General features: G+C 59.6%; 16 protein-coding genes (1 of these 16 only partly in view). 2 read left to right on the forward strand and 14 right to left on the reverse strand.

Annotated features, from left to right (window positions below; translation table 11 throughout):
• Positions 1–41 precede the first annotated feature (41 nt).
• The 3 genes from HBJ59_RS21325 to HBJ59_RS21335 form a co-directional block, all read right to left on the reverse strand.
• On the reverse strand, positions 42–1,700 hold the full coding sequence (locus HBJ59_RS21325; RefSeq protein ID WP_076013338.1) for a Na/Pi cotransporter family protein: 1,659 nt from the start codon (positions 1,698–1,700) through the stop codon (positions 42–44).
• Positions 1,701–1,995: 295 nt separating this feature from the next.
• Complete coding sequence (locus tag HBJ59_RS21330; protein WP_167664662.1) at positions 1,996–2,763, reverse strand: TerC family protein; 768 nt, start codon at positions 2,761–2,763, stop codon at positions 1,996–1,998.
• 64 nt (positions 2,764–2,827) lie between these two features.
• Positions 2,828–4,135: a CitMHS family transporter gene (locus HBJ59_RS21335; RefSeq protein ID WP_076013340.1), complete on the reverse strand. Its 1,308-nt coding sequence runs from the start codon at positions 4,133–4,135 to the stop codon at positions 2,828–2,830.
• 272 nt (positions 4,136–4,407) lie between these two features.
• Between HBJ59_RS21335 and HBJ59_RS21340 the strand changes: the two genes are divergently transcribed.
• The gene (locus HBJ59_RS21340; protein WP_167664663.1) at positions 4,408–4,809 is read left to right on the forward strand and encodes a GFA family protein; all 402 of its coding nucleotides are present in this window, start codon (positions 4,408–4,410) and stop codon (positions 4,807–4,809) included.
• Here the strand turns inward: HBJ59_RS21340 and HBJ59_RS21345 are convergent.
• From HBJ59_RS21345 to HBJ59_RS21395, 11 genes are all read right to left on the reverse strand, one after another.
• Positions 4,806–6,767 carry a DUF4105 domain-containing protein gene (locus HBJ59_RS21345; RefSeq protein WP_167664664.1) on the reverse strand — a complete coding sequence of 654 codons (1,962 nt, stop codon included), beginning with the start codon at positions 6,765–6,767 and terminating at the stop codon, positions 4,806–4,808. The genes HBJ59_RS21340 and HBJ59_RS21345 overlap by 4 nt on opposite strands.
• Positions 6,764–7,084 (reverse strand): DUF2388 domain-containing protein, encoded by a 321-nt coding sequence (locus HBJ59_RS21350; protein ID WP_167664665.1) that lies wholly within the window; start codon positions 7,082–7,084, stop codon positions 6,764–6,766. The genes HBJ59_RS21345 and HBJ59_RS21350 overlap by 4 nt, the downstream gene beginning before the upstream one ends.
• Before the next feature lie 26 nt (positions 7,085–7,110).
• Positions 7,111–7,419 (reverse strand): DUF2388 domain-containing protein, encoded by a 309-nt coding sequence (locus tag HBJ59_RS21355; protein WP_076013344.1) that lies wholly within the window; start codon positions 7,417–7,419, stop codon positions 7,111–7,113.
• Between the two features lie 107 nt (positions 7,420–7,526).
• Complete coding sequence (locus HBJ59_RS21360; protein ID WP_167664666.1) at positions 7,527–7,847, reverse strand: DUF2388 domain-containing protein; 321 nt, start codon at positions 7,845–7,847, stop codon at positions 7,527–7,529.
• Positions 7,848–8,001: 154 nt separating this feature from the next.
• Complete coding sequence (locus tag HBJ59_RS21365; RefSeq protein WP_167664667.1) at positions 8,002–8,196, reverse strand: DUF1127 domain-containing protein; 195 nt, start codon at positions 8,194–8,196, stop codon at positions 8,002–8,004.
• Between the two features lie 263 nt (positions 8,197–8,459).
• Positions 8,460–8,675, reverse strand: coding sequence for a DUF1127 domain-containing protein (locus tag HBJ59_RS21370; RefSeq protein WP_003214752.1), 216 nt, complete (start codon positions 8,673–8,675; stop codon positions 8,460–8,462).
• A 318-nt stretch (positions 8,676–8,993) separates the two neighbouring features.
• Positions 8,994–10,487: an acetyl-CoA hydrolase/transferase family protein gene (locus HBJ59_RS21375; protein WP_076013347.1), complete on the reverse strand. Its 1,494-nt coding sequence runs from the start codon at positions 10,485–10,487 to the stop codon at positions 8,994–8,996.
• A gap of 180 nt (positions 10,488–10,667) precedes the next feature.
• Positions 10,668–12,104 (reverse strand): NAD(P)(+) transhydrogenase (Re/Si-specific) subunit beta, encoded by a 1,437-nt coding sequence (locus tag HBJ59_RS21380; RefSeq protein ID WP_167664668.1) that lies wholly within the window; start codon positions 12,102–12,104, stop codon positions 10,668–10,670.
• Positions 12,104–12,424 (reverse strand): NAD(P) transhydrogenase subunit alpha, encoded by a 321-nt coding sequence (locus HBJ59_RS21385; protein WP_003187417.1) that lies wholly within the window; start codon positions 12,422–12,424, stop codon positions 12,104–12,106. Before HBJ59_RS21385 ends, HBJ59_RS21380 begins: the two co-directional genes overlap by 1 nt.
• A gap of 15 nt (positions 12,425–12,439) precedes the next feature.
• A complete protein-coding gene (locus HBJ59_RS21390; RefSeq protein WP_063033683.1) occupies positions 12,440–13,561 on the reverse strand; it encodes a Re/Si-specific NAD(P)(+) transhydrogenase subunit alpha in 1,122 nt (373 codons plus the stop codon).
• Between the two features lie 445 nt (positions 13,562–14,006).
• Positions 14,007–14,906, reverse strand: coding sequence for a LysR family transcriptional regulator (locus HBJ59_RS21395; protein WP_167664669.1), 900 nt, complete (start codon positions 14,904–14,906; stop codon positions 14,007–14,009).
• A gap of 157 nt (positions 14,907–15,063) precedes the next feature.
• On the opposite strand from HBJ59_RS21395, the gene HBJ59_RS21400 reads away from it, so the two are divergent.
• Positions 15,064–16,018 carry the 5' portion of an acyl-CoA dehydrogenase gene (locus HBJ59_RS21400; RefSeq protein ID WP_010168706.1) on the forward strand. It continues 227 nt past the right edge of the window, so only the first 955 of its 1,182 coding nucleotides appear in the window; its start codon is at positions 15,064–15,066; its stop codon lies off the right edge, out of view.

Below are 16,018 nucleotides of genomic sequence, written 5' to 3' on the forward strand. Positions count from 1 at the left end.
ATGAGGTCCGTTGTTAACTGACTTCACTCGCCGTCGTACGTTCAGGGCGAATGGGTGATGTCGGCAATATCGTCCGCCGAGAGCGCGCCGGTGTCGGTGGTTTCGAGCACCACATAAGCGCTGCTGCAGAACAGAGAATTGAGACGCTTCATGTCAGCAATCAGCTCCAGGTGCAGGGAACTGGTCTCCAGGCTCTGTACGATTTTACGTTGCAAGCGGCTGACGTGGGCGTGGGCCAGGCGACGCTCCTGGGCGCGAAAACGACGTTTCTCCCGCAGCAATTGCCGGGCGCTTTCCGGGTCGGCGCTGAGGAACACCGACAGGCCCAGGCGCAGGTTGGCGATCAACTGAGATTGCAGGCCGGCCAGCTCCTCCAGGCCGACTTCGGAGAACGAGCGGCGCTGGGAGGTCTTTTGCTGCTGGACCTTGCGCAGCATGCGTTCGATCAGGTCGCCGGCCAGTTTCAGGTTGATCGACAGTTCGATGATCTCGGCCCAGCGCCGGCTGTCTTGCTCGCTGAGGTCTTCCCGGGGCATTTGCGCGAGGTAGAGTTTGATCGCGCTGTAAAGCGCCTCGACATCGTCGCTCAGGCTGCGCATTTCCTGGGTGATGGCGGTCTGCTTGCCCCGCAGCACTTCCAGCATTGAGGTCAGCATGTTGTCGATCAGGTCGCCCAGGCGCAGGGTTTCGCGGGCGGCGTTGGCCAGTGCAAGGCTTGGGGTGGCGAGTGCTGCCAGGTCCAAGTGGCGTGGCTTGGCCAAGCCGTTGACCTCCTCGCGCTCCGGCAGCAACCAGGCGCACAAGCGGGACATCGGGCCAATGGTGGGCAGCAGGATCAGGCAGCGAGTGACGTTATAGAGCAGGTGAAAGGTGATCACCATGCCTTGGGCGCTGTAGTCCAGGCCGTCCATCCAACCGACCAGCGGGTCGAGTACCGGGATGATCAGCAGCAAGCCGATCAGCTTGTACAGCAGGCTGCCCAAGGCCACCTGGCGCCCGGCGGCGTTCTGCATGCTGGTGCTGAGAAAGGCCAGCACGCCGCTGCCGATGTTGGCGCCGATCACCAGGCCGATGGCCACGTGCAGGCCGATCACGCCGGCACCGGCCAGGGTCGCGGTCAGCAGGACGGCGGCCAGGCTGGAGTAGGAAATCATCGCGAACAGTGCGCCGACCAGGGCATCGAGCAAGATGTCGCCGGTCAGCGAGGCGAACAGGACTTTAACGCCCTGCGCGTGAGTAATCGGGCCCGCAGCTTCGACGATCAGTTGCAGTGCGAGGATGATCAGCCCGAGGCCGATTCCGACGCGGCCCATCTGCCCGGCACGCGTCTGTTTGCGCGACAGGAAGAAAATCACCCCGAGAAAAATCAACAGCGGCGACAGCCACGACAAGTCAAAGGTCAGCACCCGGGCCATCAGCGCGGTACCGACGTCGGCACCGAGCATGGTCGCCAGGGCGGGCATCAGGCCCATCAAGCCCTGGCCGACAAACGAGGTCACCAGCATCGCCGTGGCGTTGCTGCTTTGCACCATGGCCGTTACCAGGATGCCGGCGATAAACGCCAGCCAACGCTTGGACATGTTCTGCCCGATGACCTGGCGCAGGTTGGAACCGTAAACCCGCAGGATGCCGGTACGGACGATGTGCGTGCCCCAGATCAGCAGGGTTACCGCGGAAAGCAGATTGAGCAGGGTCAGCATGCTGGGCCCCCTGTGTTGAGTCGTGCCCCAATCGGAGCAAGTGAATAGTGCCGCGTGCCTTTCTACGTCTTGTACTTAAGCTGTAGTTGGCGAATGGGCTCTGCGCCAGCATCGCATAGCTAAAGTCGGGATTGAAACAAAACTGTCATGAAATCAGCTTTTTGCAGATGAAAAAAAGGGGCTTTGCAGGAGCGAGCTTGCTCGCGAAGCACTCAAGGACAACGCGTTCAATCAGACTGCGCGCGTTATCGTTGGCGATCTTCGCGAGCAAGCTCGCTTCTACAGGAGTTCCAGGTTATTGACCCGGAATGTCCTTGCGCAGTTTCACAGGGTCCTGCTGTTTCTTCTTTTTGTTGATGGCAGTGCGCATCTTGATGTTCACCGCTTCTACCGCCAGGGAGAACGCCATGGCGAAGTAAACGTAGCCTTTTGGCACGTGTACGTCGAAGGCCTCGGCGATCAGCACGGTACCCACCACCAGCAGGAACGACAGCGCCAGCATTTTCAACGACGGGTGTTTGTCGATGAAATCGCTGATGGTGCCAGCGGCCATCATCATCACCAGTACGGCGACGATGATCGCGGCCACCATCACCGGTACGTGGGAAACCATACCAACGGCGGTAATCACCGAGTCCAGCGAGAACACGATGTCGATGATCGCGATCTGGATGATGGTGTAGATGAACTGGCCACCGGCACCTTTCGGTTCGTCGTGGGTTTCGTCTTCACCTTCCAGCGCGTGGTACATCTCCTGGGAGCTTTTCCAGAGCAGGAACAGGCCACCAAAGAACAGGATCAGGTCGCGGCCGGAAATGCCTTGGCCGAACACCACGAACAGGTCGTCGGTGAGGCGCATCACCCACGTAATCGACAGTAGCAACATGATTCGCGTGACCATGGCCAGGGCCAGGCCGAAGATCCGGGTGCGGGCCTGCATGTGCTTGGGCATGCGGCTGACCAGGATCGAAATCATGATGATGTTATCGATGCCCAAGACGATTTCGAGGGCAGTCAGGGTGAAGAAGGCAATCCAGATTTCTGGATTGGTCAGCCATTCCATGTGTAGTCCTTTGAACGAGTTTGGACCGCGCCAGCCTTAAGATCCGGCGCGGTGAGTTGTACGATTACAGAGTGCTGAACAGCGGAAAAATCCCCATCAGCAACGCCGCGACCATTATGCACAGGCACACCAGCACCGCCCACTTGAGGGTGAAGCGCTGGTGATCGCCAAATTCGATACCCGCCAGCGCCACCAACAAGTAGGTCGATGGAACCAGTGGGCTCAACAAGTGCACGGGTTGGCCAACGATCGAGGCGCGGGCCATCTCTACGGCAGTGATGCCGTAATGGCTGGCAGCTTCGGCCAGTACCGGCAGTACGCCGTAGTAGAAGGCATCGTTGGACATGAAGAAGGTAAACGGCATGCTCACCAGCGCCGTGATCACCGCCAGGTAAGGGCCGAGGGCGTCAGGGATGACTGCGAGCAGGCTCTTGGACATGGCGTCGACCATGCCGGTACCGGACAGAATACCGGTGAAGATACCGGCGGCGAAGATCAACCCGACCACCGCCAGTACGCTGCCGGCGTGGGCGGCGACGCGGTCTTTCTGCATTTGCAGGCATGGGTAGTTGACGATCATCGCGATACTGAAGGCCACCATGAACAGCACGGGCAGCGGCAGCAGGCCGGCGATCAGGGTGCACATCAGGGCCAGGGTGAGCGCGCCGTTGAACCAGATCAGCTTCGGACGGCGTGCATCCGGGTACTGTGAAACGCTGATTTCGCTGTGGTCGATCTCGTCGCCGTGCAGGTGCAGTTCGCCGAGGCGCGCACGTTCGCGTTTGCCGTACATGTAGGCAATCACCAGAATCGCAACCACGCCCGCCAGCATCGCCGGGATCATCGGCACGAAAATGTCCGACGGGTCTACATGCAGCGCACTGGCCGCACGGGCAGTCGGGCCGCCCCACGGGGTCATGTTCATCACGCCGCCGGCGAGGATGATCAGGCCGGCCATGATCCGCGGGCTCATGCCTATGCGCTTGTACAGCGGCAGCATGGCGGCCACGCAGATCATGTAGGTGGTGGCGCCGTCACCGTCCAGCGAGACCACCAACGCCAGTACGGCGGTGCCGACCGAGACCTTCAACGGGTCGCCTTTGACCAGCTTGAGGATCTTGCGCACGGCCGGGTCGAACAGGCCGGAGTCGATCATCAGGGCAAAGTAGAGAATGGCGAACATCAGCATCACGCCGGTCGGCGCGAGCTTGGTGATGCCTTCGAGCATCATCGGGCCGATCTTCGGCGCAAAGCCGCCGAACAGCGCGAACAGGATCGGCACGATGATCAGGGCAATCAGCGCGGACAGGCGCTTGGTCATGATCAGGAACATGAACGTGATGACCATGGCAAAGCCAAGGAAAGTCAGCATAGGAATACTCCAGGCGTAGCGCGGCTAGGGAATGGCGAACCGGTTGGGGTCAGCGCAGAACGAACAGCACGAGGCGTACGGGTGGAGTTGGGGCAAACAGGCGGGTACGAGCGGACATCGGGAATCACCATTGTTGTTGTTAATAACCGGTCTGTTGCCGGTAGTGGTGGGCGATCCTAGTCCCGGAAGCTTTCAGCCAGCTTTCGCTTAAGAAACAGGCTACGTTGAGTGACGACTGGTCCTATATGAAATGAGGATATTGGAGACAAAGCATGCATGAGCAACACCAAGGCGGCTGCCATTGCGGCCGGGTGCGTTATCAGTTCAGCGGGGCGTTGGTGGACATTGCCCACTGCCATTGTTCGATTTGCCGGCGGGTCAGTGGAGGGTTGGTGACCACCTGGATCACCCTGCCCCGTTCCGCATTTGCCTGGGTGGCGGGAACGCCGGCCCAGTACGAATCGTCATCGACGTGTGTGCGGTATTTCTGTTCGAACTGTGGGGCGCACCTGGCATTGGTGACCCGCCTGAGCCCCGAGAGTATCGATGTGACCATCGCGACCCTGGATCACCCGGAGCGAGCCCCGGCAGATCGGCATATTTGGGTAGGGAGCCGATTGCCGTGGTTGCATCTGGATGAGCAGTTGCCGGAAGAGAATGAAGAGGTGCTCTAGGGCAGCTCGAATCCGCCGGAGGCCTTGTGCAAGGCGCGCAAGTGCTCGCCCAGCAGCTTGAGGTTCGCTTCACACGCGGCAATCTCTGCGGCGCGTGACGGCTCCAGCAGCGCCCTCACCTCTTTGTCCAGGTCGCCCGTCAGCGACTGCAATTGCTTCTGGCGCGCGGCGCTTTCCGATTCCAGGCGCTGGGATTCCGTGGGCTGTGGCAAGCCATAACCGCTGGTACCCAGCAGCTCTGCGGGGCGACTGAGGAAGCCGCTGTTGGCGAGGATCTGCTGCAAGGTGGCGTTGGCTTTCTCCATGCCGCCGTTTTTCAACTCGCGGGCGCCGAGGTAGCGTTGTTTGACTTCATCCTGGGCCAGCATGAGCTGCTTGCGAAAGCTCGCCTGCTCCAGCAGTAGCAAGGCCGCGCTGGCGCGCAGGTCCGCGTCGGCGAACCATGGGCGACGTTCCTCCGCGCTCAGGGACAACCAATCCTCGACCTCGGCCTGTTTGATCGGCAGGCGCTTTTTCAGCACCTCGAACATCGCTTGGTAACGCTCGCGGAAGGAATCGAAGTGATAGCCGAGGCGCAGCGCGCGCTTTTTGTCATCCAGCACGCTGGTATCGGCCAGGCCCCGGCCCTTTAGGACTTCCAACAGGCCATTCGGCGTGATGTTGTCCAGGCCAGTCAGTTGCGGGTTGGCGCTGCCGCTGCGTAACAGTTTCAGGCTTTCGACTGCGCAGTTGTTGGAGATGAAGAAGTAGTTGCCGTCATAGCTCCAGTGCATTTCGGCGGCGTGTTCAACGGTGTCGTTGATCTCCTGGCGCGTGAGTTTCAGGGGCACCGAGGCCAGGCCACGCAGTTCGGTCTTGGTGTACTCGTCGATGACCTGGGACAGCGGCAGCACGAACAGCCGCGACGGGTACTTGCCGATCAGTCCGTCCCAGCTTGAAAGCTGTACGTCCCCGACAAACGCGCGGTAAGACAGAACCAGGTGCTGGTCCAGGTCCAGTCGGCAGTCCGGGCCGCGTGGCCGGCCTGGGGCGCAGATCACCAGGCGCAACATGCTGTGGCCCCAGCGGCTCACCAGGTTCTGGTTGGCTTCGGCCAGCAGGTAGTCGATTTCATAGACCCGCTCGGGATCGACCTGGCCCAGTGGCGTCTTGGCGAAGTCGTTGCCGGCATTCAGGAAGGCGTAGGTTTTGGCGCAGGTGTCCTTGGCCGGCGGCGCCCAGCCAAAGTGTTCCTTGTAATAGCGGTACAGCGAAGGCCGGCGGCAGGCGTAGCTCGGGTCGAGGAGGAAGTACTCCATGTTGACCGCGACGAACTCAAGCGGGCTGGTGGTTTCGTAGATGTCCGGGCTGCGGGCGACCTGGTGGTTGTTCTGTTCACGTTCGCCGCGGCGACCGACGTATTGCGGCCACCCGGCGAGGTCCAACAGGCGCGGGTCATCGCTGAGGGTAAAGCGGCGGTCGTTCTGGCCACGGCATTGATCGGGCAGGCCGATCAGGCCAGTGATGTTGTTCTGGCGACTGCAGCGCTGGATCAGCTTGCGGTCGGCGCTGGGCCACAGGCGGGCGCGGTCGTAAATGTGGGTCAGCTCATGCAGCACGGTGGCGAGCATTTCCCGGCGCACGGTACCGTGGGGGCGATTGGTTTTTTGGGTTGCGGCGCTGCCGTCGGTGAGGCTGTCCAGCAGGTTGCTGTTGAGGTCCAGTTCGGACACCAGCGAGGCCTGGCCGTAGGCGTTCTCGGGCATCTTGTCGGTCCAGCCGACGTCGATGGTCCGGTCCAGTTGCTGGATGAAACGCGGGGGCAACGCCTGCATCGCTTCATCCAGCAATGCCTGGCTGGCTTGTTGCTGAGCAGGGCTCAAGCCATCGGTCTTGAGCCGTAGTTGCAGGTCGGCCTGAGCCGCGCTGGCGCCGAGCAGCAGCGTGCCGGCCAGTAGCCAGGCGGCGATTTGCCTCACAGAGAGAGGATAGCTTCGGCGAGGACCTGGTCGCTGGCGTCGCGGGCTTCTGGCACGTGGGTTCGCAGGGTGTCGAAAGCAGCTTCCAATTGGGCGCCACGAATCTCGCCATCGCTGGCGACGAAACTGGCCGCGTCGTCGTGGGCCTCGCGCACGACTTTCGAGTCGCGGATGGATGTGGTGGTGTCCGAGGTAAAATCAATGGTGCGGGCCGAGGCGCGGACGATGATGTTACTGGTGGCCTTCAGGGTTTGTGCCTGGGCAACACCGGCCAACAACAGCAGGCCGAGAGCGGCGGCGATCAGCGGGCTACGCATGGAAAGACTCCGAAATACAAAGATGATTATTGGACGAGAATTGCTTGCGCCAGTTCAAGGTCACTGGCGTTAAGTTTTGGCTGGGCATGGCGCAGATAATCCAGCGCTGACTCCAGTCGGGCTCCCCGCCATTGGCCGTCAGTGGCAATGAAAGCGGCAGCGTCATCCTGGGCGGCCAGTATCAGTTTATGGTCGAACGGTGCGGAGGTCACTTTGCTGGTGGCGTATGCACTGACAACGAGGCTCTGGGTGGACAGGTCAAAGGCCAGAACTTGCGTGGACCAGCAGGCGCAAAACATTACGGGAACGATCAACAGGCGGTATGAAAAAGCCATGGGACTCGACAACTGAAAGCGAGCGCCAAGGCTAGCGCAATGCCCGTGCGAGAGCCAGCGCGGAGGTTTCAGGGAGCGTTTGGCGCTCCCTTCTTCCTCGCCTGCGGTCAGATGGCCAGGATCGCCTGGGCCAGTTGAGCGTCAGTCGCGATGTTCAGTTGTGGGGCCTGTTGGCGGATCTGGGCCAGGGCGCTTTCCAGTTTCACACCACGGATGGCGCCTTCGCTGGCGACAAAGCTGGCGGCGTCGTCGCGGGCGGCACGTACGACTTTGTTGTCACGCAGGGAGGATGTGGCGTCGGAGGTCGCATCTGAGGTGGCTTTCAGTGCGCCGACGATCGAGTCCGTGGTCACGATCAGGCTGGAGGCGTTGGCATTGGCAGCCAGGACCAGCAGGGCTGCAGTGCTTAGCAGGCGAAGACGGGACATGGGGTGACTCCTGTGGATGAACGAATAAAGGTGGCACAAAGCCGCTAAGTGAGCAGCGGGACCATGGGCATCAGACGCCCGTTCTACAGGGTTCGCCACGTGGTAACCGGATATTAAGCCGCCGTTTATCCGTTCGGATAGCCACCCGAGCTGATTACTCGCTCCAGAACGATTTGGACAGCTCAGATGCTCGGTCCCCGTGACTGATTCCCGCGTCAGATAATTCCCGCGGATCCAGTTGAGCCAGCAGCCTGCGTGTGCGGGTACGTTGCCCCCACCGGGCGAGCGCCGCGGTCGTGCGCTTGAGTAGCCGTATCAACAGCGGGCGTTGCTGAATTTGGATCGTCATGACGAGCGCCTTTCATGAGGTTCTGAAACACCATGTTGGGCCGGAAGGTATTACCGGTACAGATACACCAAGGCTCAATTGTACTGCTTAATTGTTATTGTTTTTAAACTGTACCTGTCCGTATGAGAGCCTACTGTTTTCGCCCTTGAAAATCCAAACCCCAGAAACCACAAAACCCGCCTCCGGTTACCCGGGGCGGGTTTTGCTTCAACAATTCGGAGTGCTGGCGGTGGATCCGGTGGGTCAGGGCCAGCGGACGCTAATTAGCGCCAGAACGGCTTGCTCAGCTCTTCGTAGCGTTGTGCTTCGCTGATACCGGCGTCAGCCAGCAGACGCGAATCCAGGCGAGCCAGTTGATGGCGGCTGGAGATGCGGCGCTGCCACAACATCAGGTTGGCGAGAACGCGCAGAGGCAGGGAAGCCTGGGTGTTTACAGCTTTTTCTTCGAAGAACAGATCGGAACTGAGTGTACGTTCCATGATGACATCCTTCCGCTTGTGGCGGGATTAGGTAGTGGTTTAACTGATGCCAATGATCCTCCTCCGGCGCAAGACTCTCTAGATACAGTTCACCTGTATTGTGAGGGGCCAGTTAACTGTTTATAGAGGCTGTACTGTACGAATTTGGGGCAACTGTACCTATGAGCACTTTAATGGTGCGTTTTAGATGATTTTGGAGGTGTGGGTAGGATTTTTCGGTAGGAAATGACCGGTACAGCAGTACAGTTTTTTATAAAAATTGGGTTTGGAAACCCGGACTGATGAAGCTGTGTTTGCATCAGTCCGAATCTGTATCAATCACGCCTTCAGCATATGCCCGGTTTCTTCCAGGTTGATGTGCCAACTCAGGGCTTCTCGCAGGATATGCGGGGTGTGACCGCCTAGAGCACAGGCTTGGGTGAAGTACGTGTTCAGGGCATCGCGGTACGCCGGGTGCACGCAGTTGTCGATGATGACCCGAGCCCGCTCCCGCGGCGCCAGGCCCCGCAGATCCGCCAGGCCGACCTCGGTCACGAGGATGTCGACGTCATGCTCGGTATGATCCACATGGCTGACCATCGGCACCACGCTGGAAATCGCGCCAGCCTTGGCGATCGACTTGGTGACAAAGATCGCCAGGTGCGCGTTACGCGCAAAGTCGCCCGAGCCGCCAATCCCGTTCATCATCCGCGTGCCGCAGACATGGGTGGAGTTGACGTTGCCGTAGATGTCGAACTCCAGTGCGGTGTTGATACCAATGATGCCCAGGCGCCGCACCACTTCCGGGTGGTTGGAGATTTCCTGAGGCCGCAGCACCAGCTTCTCTTTATAGCGTTCCAGGTTGCCGAACACGTCGGCGTTGCGACGCTCCGACAACGTGATCGAGCTACCGGAGGCGAAGCTGAGTTTACCGGCGTCGATCAGGTCGAACGTGGAGTCCTGCAGGACTTCCGAATACATCGTCAGGTCTTCGAACGGCGACTCGATCAGGCCACACATCACCGCGTTGGCGATGTTGCCGATGCCGGCCTGCAGCGGACCTAGCTTGTTGGTCATGCGCCCGGCGTCCACTTCTTCTTTAAGGAAGTTGATCAGGTGATTGGCGATCGACTGGGTGTCGCTGTCGGGCGGCGTCACGGTGGAGGCCGAGTCCGATTGGTTAGTGATGACGATGGCGACGATCTTCTCCGGCGGGATCGGGATCGCGGTGCTGCCGATACGGTCGTCCACGGCCACCAACGGAATTGGCGTACGGGTCGGGCGATAGCTCGGGATATAGATGTCGTGCAGACCTTCCAGGTTCGGGTTATGCGCCATGTTGATCTCGACGATCACCTGCTTGGCGAAAATCGCGAAACTGGCGGAGTTACCCACAGACGTGGTCGGAACAATGTGGCCTTGCTCGGTGATCGCCACGGCCTCTATCACCGCAATGTCGGGCAGCTTGAGCTGATTGTTGCGCAGTTGCTCGACGGTTTCGGACAGGTGCTGGTCGATAAACATCACTTCGCCGGCGTTGATCGCCTTGCGCAGCGTGCTGTCCACCTGGAATGGCATGCGTCGCGACAGTACGCCGGCTTCGGTCAGTTGCTTGTCCAGGTCGTTGCCCAGGCTGGCGCCGGTCATCAGAGTGATTTTCAGCGGTGATGTCTTGGCGCGTTCGGCCAAGGCGTGCGGCACGGCCTTGGCTTCACCGGCGCGGGTGAAGCCGCTCATGCCGACGGTCATGCCGTCCTGGATCAGTGCAGCAGCGTCAGCCGCGCTCATGACCTTGTTCAACAACGAAGGCAAGCGGATACGATCACGGTACATGGATTGTTATCTCGGGCTACGGAAGCAAGATGCGCAGTCTAGTGATTTCAAAAAGTTTCGTCCCGCTACCATGGTCGAATGCCAGGCAGCGATTTAGAGCCTTTTGTCGGTTTTCTATCGGTAATAAAAAACCCCAGCCTACTAAAGGCCAGGGTTTTGGGTATTGCGCTGGCGCAGTGTTTATTCGACGGCCTTGACCATGTCTTCGATGACCTTCTTGGCGTCGCCGAAGACCATCATGGTCTTGTCCAGGTAGAACAGTTCGTTGTCCAGGCCGGCATAGCCGCTGGCCATAGAGCGCTTGTTGACGATGATGGTCTTGGCTTTGAACGCTTCGAGGATCGGCATGCCCGCAATGGGCGATTTGGGATCGTTCTTGGCTGCCGGGTTGACCACGTCGTTGGCGCCAAGTACCAGCACCACGTCGGCCTGGCCGAACTCGGAATTGATGTCTTCCATCTCGAACACCTGGTCGTAAGGCACTTCTGCCTCGGCCAGCAGCACGTTCATGTGGCCAGGCATGCGACCGGCAACCGGGTGGATCGCGTACTTCACGGTCACGCCGCGGTGAGTCAGCTTCTCGGTCAGCTCTTTCAGCGCATGTTGCGCCCGTGCTACCGCCAGGCCGTAGCCCGGGACGATGATCACGGTGTCGGCGTTGGTCAGCAGGAAGGTCGCATCGTCAGCCGAACCGGACTTCACCGGGCGCGCTTCTTTCGAACCGGCCGGGCCGGCGGCGTCTGCCGTATTGCCGAAACCGCCGAGCAGCACATTAAAGAAGGAGCGGTTCATCGCCTTGCACATGATGTACGAGAGGATCGCGCCGCTTGAACCCACCAGCGAGCCGGCGATGATCAGCATCGAGTTGTTCAGCGAGAAGCCGATACCCGCTGCTGCCCAGCCGGAGTAACTGTTGAGCATCGAGACGACCACCGGCATGTCGGCGCCGCCAATCGGGATGATGATCAGCACGCCCAGCACGAACGCCAGGGCCAGCATCAATGCGAAGGCGCCGAGGTTGCCGGTGAACATGAAGGCCAGGCCCAGGCCCAGCGTCAACAGTCCCAGCACAAGGTTCAGCTTGTGCTGACCGCCGAACTGTACCGGTGCGCCCTGGAACAGGCGGAACTTGTACTTGCCCGACAGCTTGCCGAAGGCGATGACCGAGCCGGAGAAGGTAATTGCACCGATGGCTGCGCCGAGGAACAACTCCAGGCGGTTGCCTGCGGGAATCGAATCCCCCAGGTGTTTCACGATGCCCAGGGATTGCGGCTCCACGACTGCGGCGATGGCAATAAACACCGCGGCCAGGCCGATCATGCTGTGCATGAACGCCACCAGCTCCGGCATCTTGGTCATTTCCACGCGCTTGGCCATGATCGAGCCCGCGGTGCCACCGACCAGCAGGCCGACGATGACGTAGCCGATGCCTGCAGTTGCCAGCTCGGCGCCGAGCTTATAGATGAGGCCCACAGTCGTGAGCACCGCCAGTGCCATGCCGAGCATGCCGAACAGGTTGCCGCGCCGCGAAGTGGTTGGGTGTGACAAGCCCTTGAGGGCCTGGATAAAGCAGATCGACGCGACCAGGTAGAGCGTCGTAACCAGATTCATGCTCATTACTTCGGCGCCTCTTCTTTTACTTTCGGGGCTTTCTTCTTGAACATCTCAAGCATCCTGCGGGTAACCAGGAAGCCACCGAACACATTGACCGCAGCGAGGGCCACAGCCAGGGTGCCCATGGTCTTGCCCAGCGGCGTCACGGTGAGCGCGGCAGCCAGCATGGCGCCAACGATCACGATCGCCGAAATCGCGTTGGTCACGGCCATCAGCGGGGTATGCAAGGCCGGGGTGACGTTCCAGACCACGTGATAACCGACATAAATTGCCAGCACGAAGATGATCAGGTTGTAGATACCGGGGGAGATAAGCTCTTCCATCGTCTGAATCCCTGCTTAGGCGTTTTTGCGGATGACTTGGCCGTCGCGGCACATCAGGCACGCGGCGACGATGTCGTCTTCGAGGTTGATTTCAAACTGCCCTTCCTTGGTGAAGACCAGCTTCAGGAAGTCCAGCAGGTTACGTGCGTACAGCGCCGAGGCGTCGGCTGCGACGGCGCCTGCCAGGTTGGTCGGGCCGCAGATGGTCACGCCGTTTTCCACGACCACTTGGTCTGCCACGGTCAGCGGGCAGTTGCCGCCTTGGGCTGCGGCGAGGTCGATGACCACCGAGCCTGGCTTCATCTGTGCGACGGTCTCGGCGCTGAGCAGGGTCGGTGCCTTGCGGCCCGGGATCAGTGCGGTGGTGATGACGATGTCGGCTTGCTTGGCGCGCTCATGCACGGCCAGGGCCTGACGCTGCATCCAGCTTGTTGGCATCGGGCGGGCGTAGCCGCCAACACCGACGGCGCACTCACGCTCTTCATCGGTTTCGTATGGCACGTCGACGAACTTGGCGCCCAGGGATTCGATCTGTTCCTTTACGGCCGGACGCACGTCGGACGCTTCGATGACCGCGCCCAGACGCTTCGCGGTAGCGATCGCCTGCAGTCCTGCTACGCCTGCGCCGAGAATCAGCACGCGGGCGGCTTTCACTGTGCCGGCGGCAGTCATCAGCATTGGCATAAAGCGAGGGTAGTGATGGGCGGCGAGCAACACGGCCTTGTAGCCGGCGATGTTGGCTTGGGAAGACAGCACATCCAGGCTCTGCGCGCGGGAGGTACGCGGCGCGGCCTCAAGGGCAAAGGCTGTGACGCCATGCTCGGCCAGCCGGGTGATGGTTTCGTTGCTGAACGGATTGAGCATGCCCACCAGCACGGCGCCACTTTTGATCAGCGTCAGTTCGCTGTCATTGGGGGCGACCACCTTGAGGATCAACTCGGCGCCGAATGCATCACTGGCGCTGCCAATGGTTGCGCCTGCCGCTTCATAGGCACTGTCGACGACACTGGCATTGACGCCTGCTCCGCTTTGCACAGTGACCTTGTGGCCCTGGCCGATCAGCTTCTTGATGGTTTCCGGGGTGGCAGCCACCCGCGTTTCACCGGTCTGGGTTTCGAGAGGAACACCAATGTGCACGTCAAATCTCCTGCATGATCTTTTTGCTTTGATTTTGTAAAAAGGCCAGTGCACCGCAAGAGGCACATCTGGGCGGCCGATCAGCACGATCCCGCTGAAACACAGCGGGGCGCGGCATTTTGCAGGCGAACTTTACGGCCTTCAAGAGATTATGACGGGTGACGAAAAATTAACTACAAGTCACCCTGTGACTGATTGTCGCAACGCTTGGTTATAAACCTTTAAAATACATACAGTTAAAGGGTTAAAGCTGATATCAGCGCTTTTTTCCATCGCCGATGTGAATGGCTGTGTATCGCCGGGACTTTATGGCTACAGGCCAATATAAACATGGCTTTAAGCCTTTTTTTGGATGAAAGTTACGGTCTTCTAAATTGCGACATATATATACATATGTAGGTATTTGTATTGTTTGACTACAGGGTCAGCTTATTGATTTTATCCTTTAGATATTGGGGTTATAGCGTTGTGACTGATCAATCAGCCAGTCTCTGAATGCGTGGAGAGAGGCAGATTCGACTTTTCTCTCGGGAATCATCAGGTAGTAAGCCTTCGAGCTCGCCAATACCAGAGGGCTGGCGACCACCAGGTGCCCTTCGCTCAGTTCTCTCTGAATAAGGAACGGTGGGATCAGTGCAATGCCCATGTCGTGTATGGCTGCCTGGGACAACATGGAGAATAGCTCGTAACGCGGCCCTGTCATGTCGCGGGGTATGTCCAGCTGTTGCGCGTTGAACCACTGGCGCCAGGCGTAGGGTCGTGTGGTTTGCTGCAGAAGAGGCAGTTCGGCGATTTCCTGCGCTGTGAAGTGCGTGCGATCGCCCAGCAAGCGAGGGCTGCACACCGGGAGTGGGTTTTCTCCCATCAGTTTGTGGGATTCGGTACCGGACCAGTCGGCATCGCCAAAGTAGATCGCGGCATCAAATTCGGTATCGGCGAACAGGAAAGGCCGTGTGCGGTTGGTGAGGTTGACGGTGACTTCGGGGTGTTGGCGCTGGAAGTCCTTGAGGCGCGGGATCAGCCATTGGGTGCCGAAGGTCGGGACCACCGCCAGTTCGATAACGTTTGTGCCCTGCTGGCCCATGACCGACAAGGTGTCGCGCTCGACCGCGTCCAGCTGTGTAGCCACCCGGCGGCTGTAGGAAAGCCCGGCTTCTGTCAGTTTTACGCCTCGGCGCGAGCGTCGAAACAGCTCGACACTCAAAAACTCCTCAAGGCTGGCGATCTGTCGGCAGATTGCGCCTTGGGTGATTGAAAGCTCCTGCGCGGCCTTGGTAAAGCTCTCGTGGCGGGCTGCTGCTTCAAAACTGACCAGGGCTGTCGTGCTGGGAATCTTTCTGCGCATATACCGTCGCCTCACAAGTAAAGAGCATCTATAGCGCTTATGGATGTTACGGAGTGAGAAATTAGCACAAGGCTATGCAAAAACCTCGTTTGCCCTCTTCGCCTGCCCGGCCTAGGCTCCATGCACGACTTTTGATTTACTTCGCGAGGACTCACTCATGGGCGGTAAGGCAAGCTTCAACTGGATCGATCCACTGCTGCTGGATTCACAGCTCACCGAAGAAGAACGCATGGTGCGCGACAGTGCCGAGCAGTTCGCTCAGGACAAGCTGGCGCCGCGTGTGCTCGAAGCCTTCCGCCATGAAAAGACCGACCCTGCGATCTTCCGCGAGATGGGTGAGACCGGCCTGCTGGGGGCGATGATTCCAGAGCAGTACGGTGGCAGCGGCTTGAACTACGTCAGCTATGGCCTGATCGCACGTGAGGTCGAGCGTGTGGACTCTGGCTACCGTTCGATGATGAGTGTGCAGTCCTCGCTGGTGATGGTGCCTATCAATGAGTTCGGCACCGAAGCGCAAAAGCAGAAATACCTGCCAAAGCTGGCCTCTGGCGAATGGATTGGCTGCTTTGGTCTGACCGAGCCTAACCATGGTTCCGACCCGGGCGCGATGATTACTCGTGCGCGTAAGGTGGATGGCGGCTACAGCCTCACCGGCAGCAAGATGTGGATCACCAACAGCCCGATTGCCGATGTATTCGTGGTGTGGGGCAAGGACGATGCAGGCGACATCCGCGGCTTCGTTCTGGAAAAGGGTTGGAAAGGCCTGAGTGCTCCAGCGATTCACGGCAAGGTCGGGCTGCGCGCGTCGATCACCGGTGAGATCGTCATGGACAACGTGTTTGTGCCTGAAGAAAACATCTTCCCTGATGTGCGCGGCTTGAAAGGACCGTTCACTTGCCTTAACTCGGCGCGCTACGGGATCTCGTGGGGCGCGCTGGGTGCCGCGGAGTTCTGCTGGCATACCGCGCGCCAGTACACCCTGGATCGTCAACAGTTCGGGCGACCATTGGCGGCTACCCAGTTGATCCAGAAGAAGCTGGCAGACATGCAGACTGAGATCACCCTCGCCCTGCAAGGTTGCCTTCGGTTGGGCCGTATGAAGGATGAAGGCA

This window comes from Pseudomonas sp. AN3A02 (assembly GCF_011765255.1).
GTDB lineage: Bacteria > Pseudomonadota > Gammaproteobacteria > Pseudomonadales > Pseudomonadaceae > Aquipseudomonas.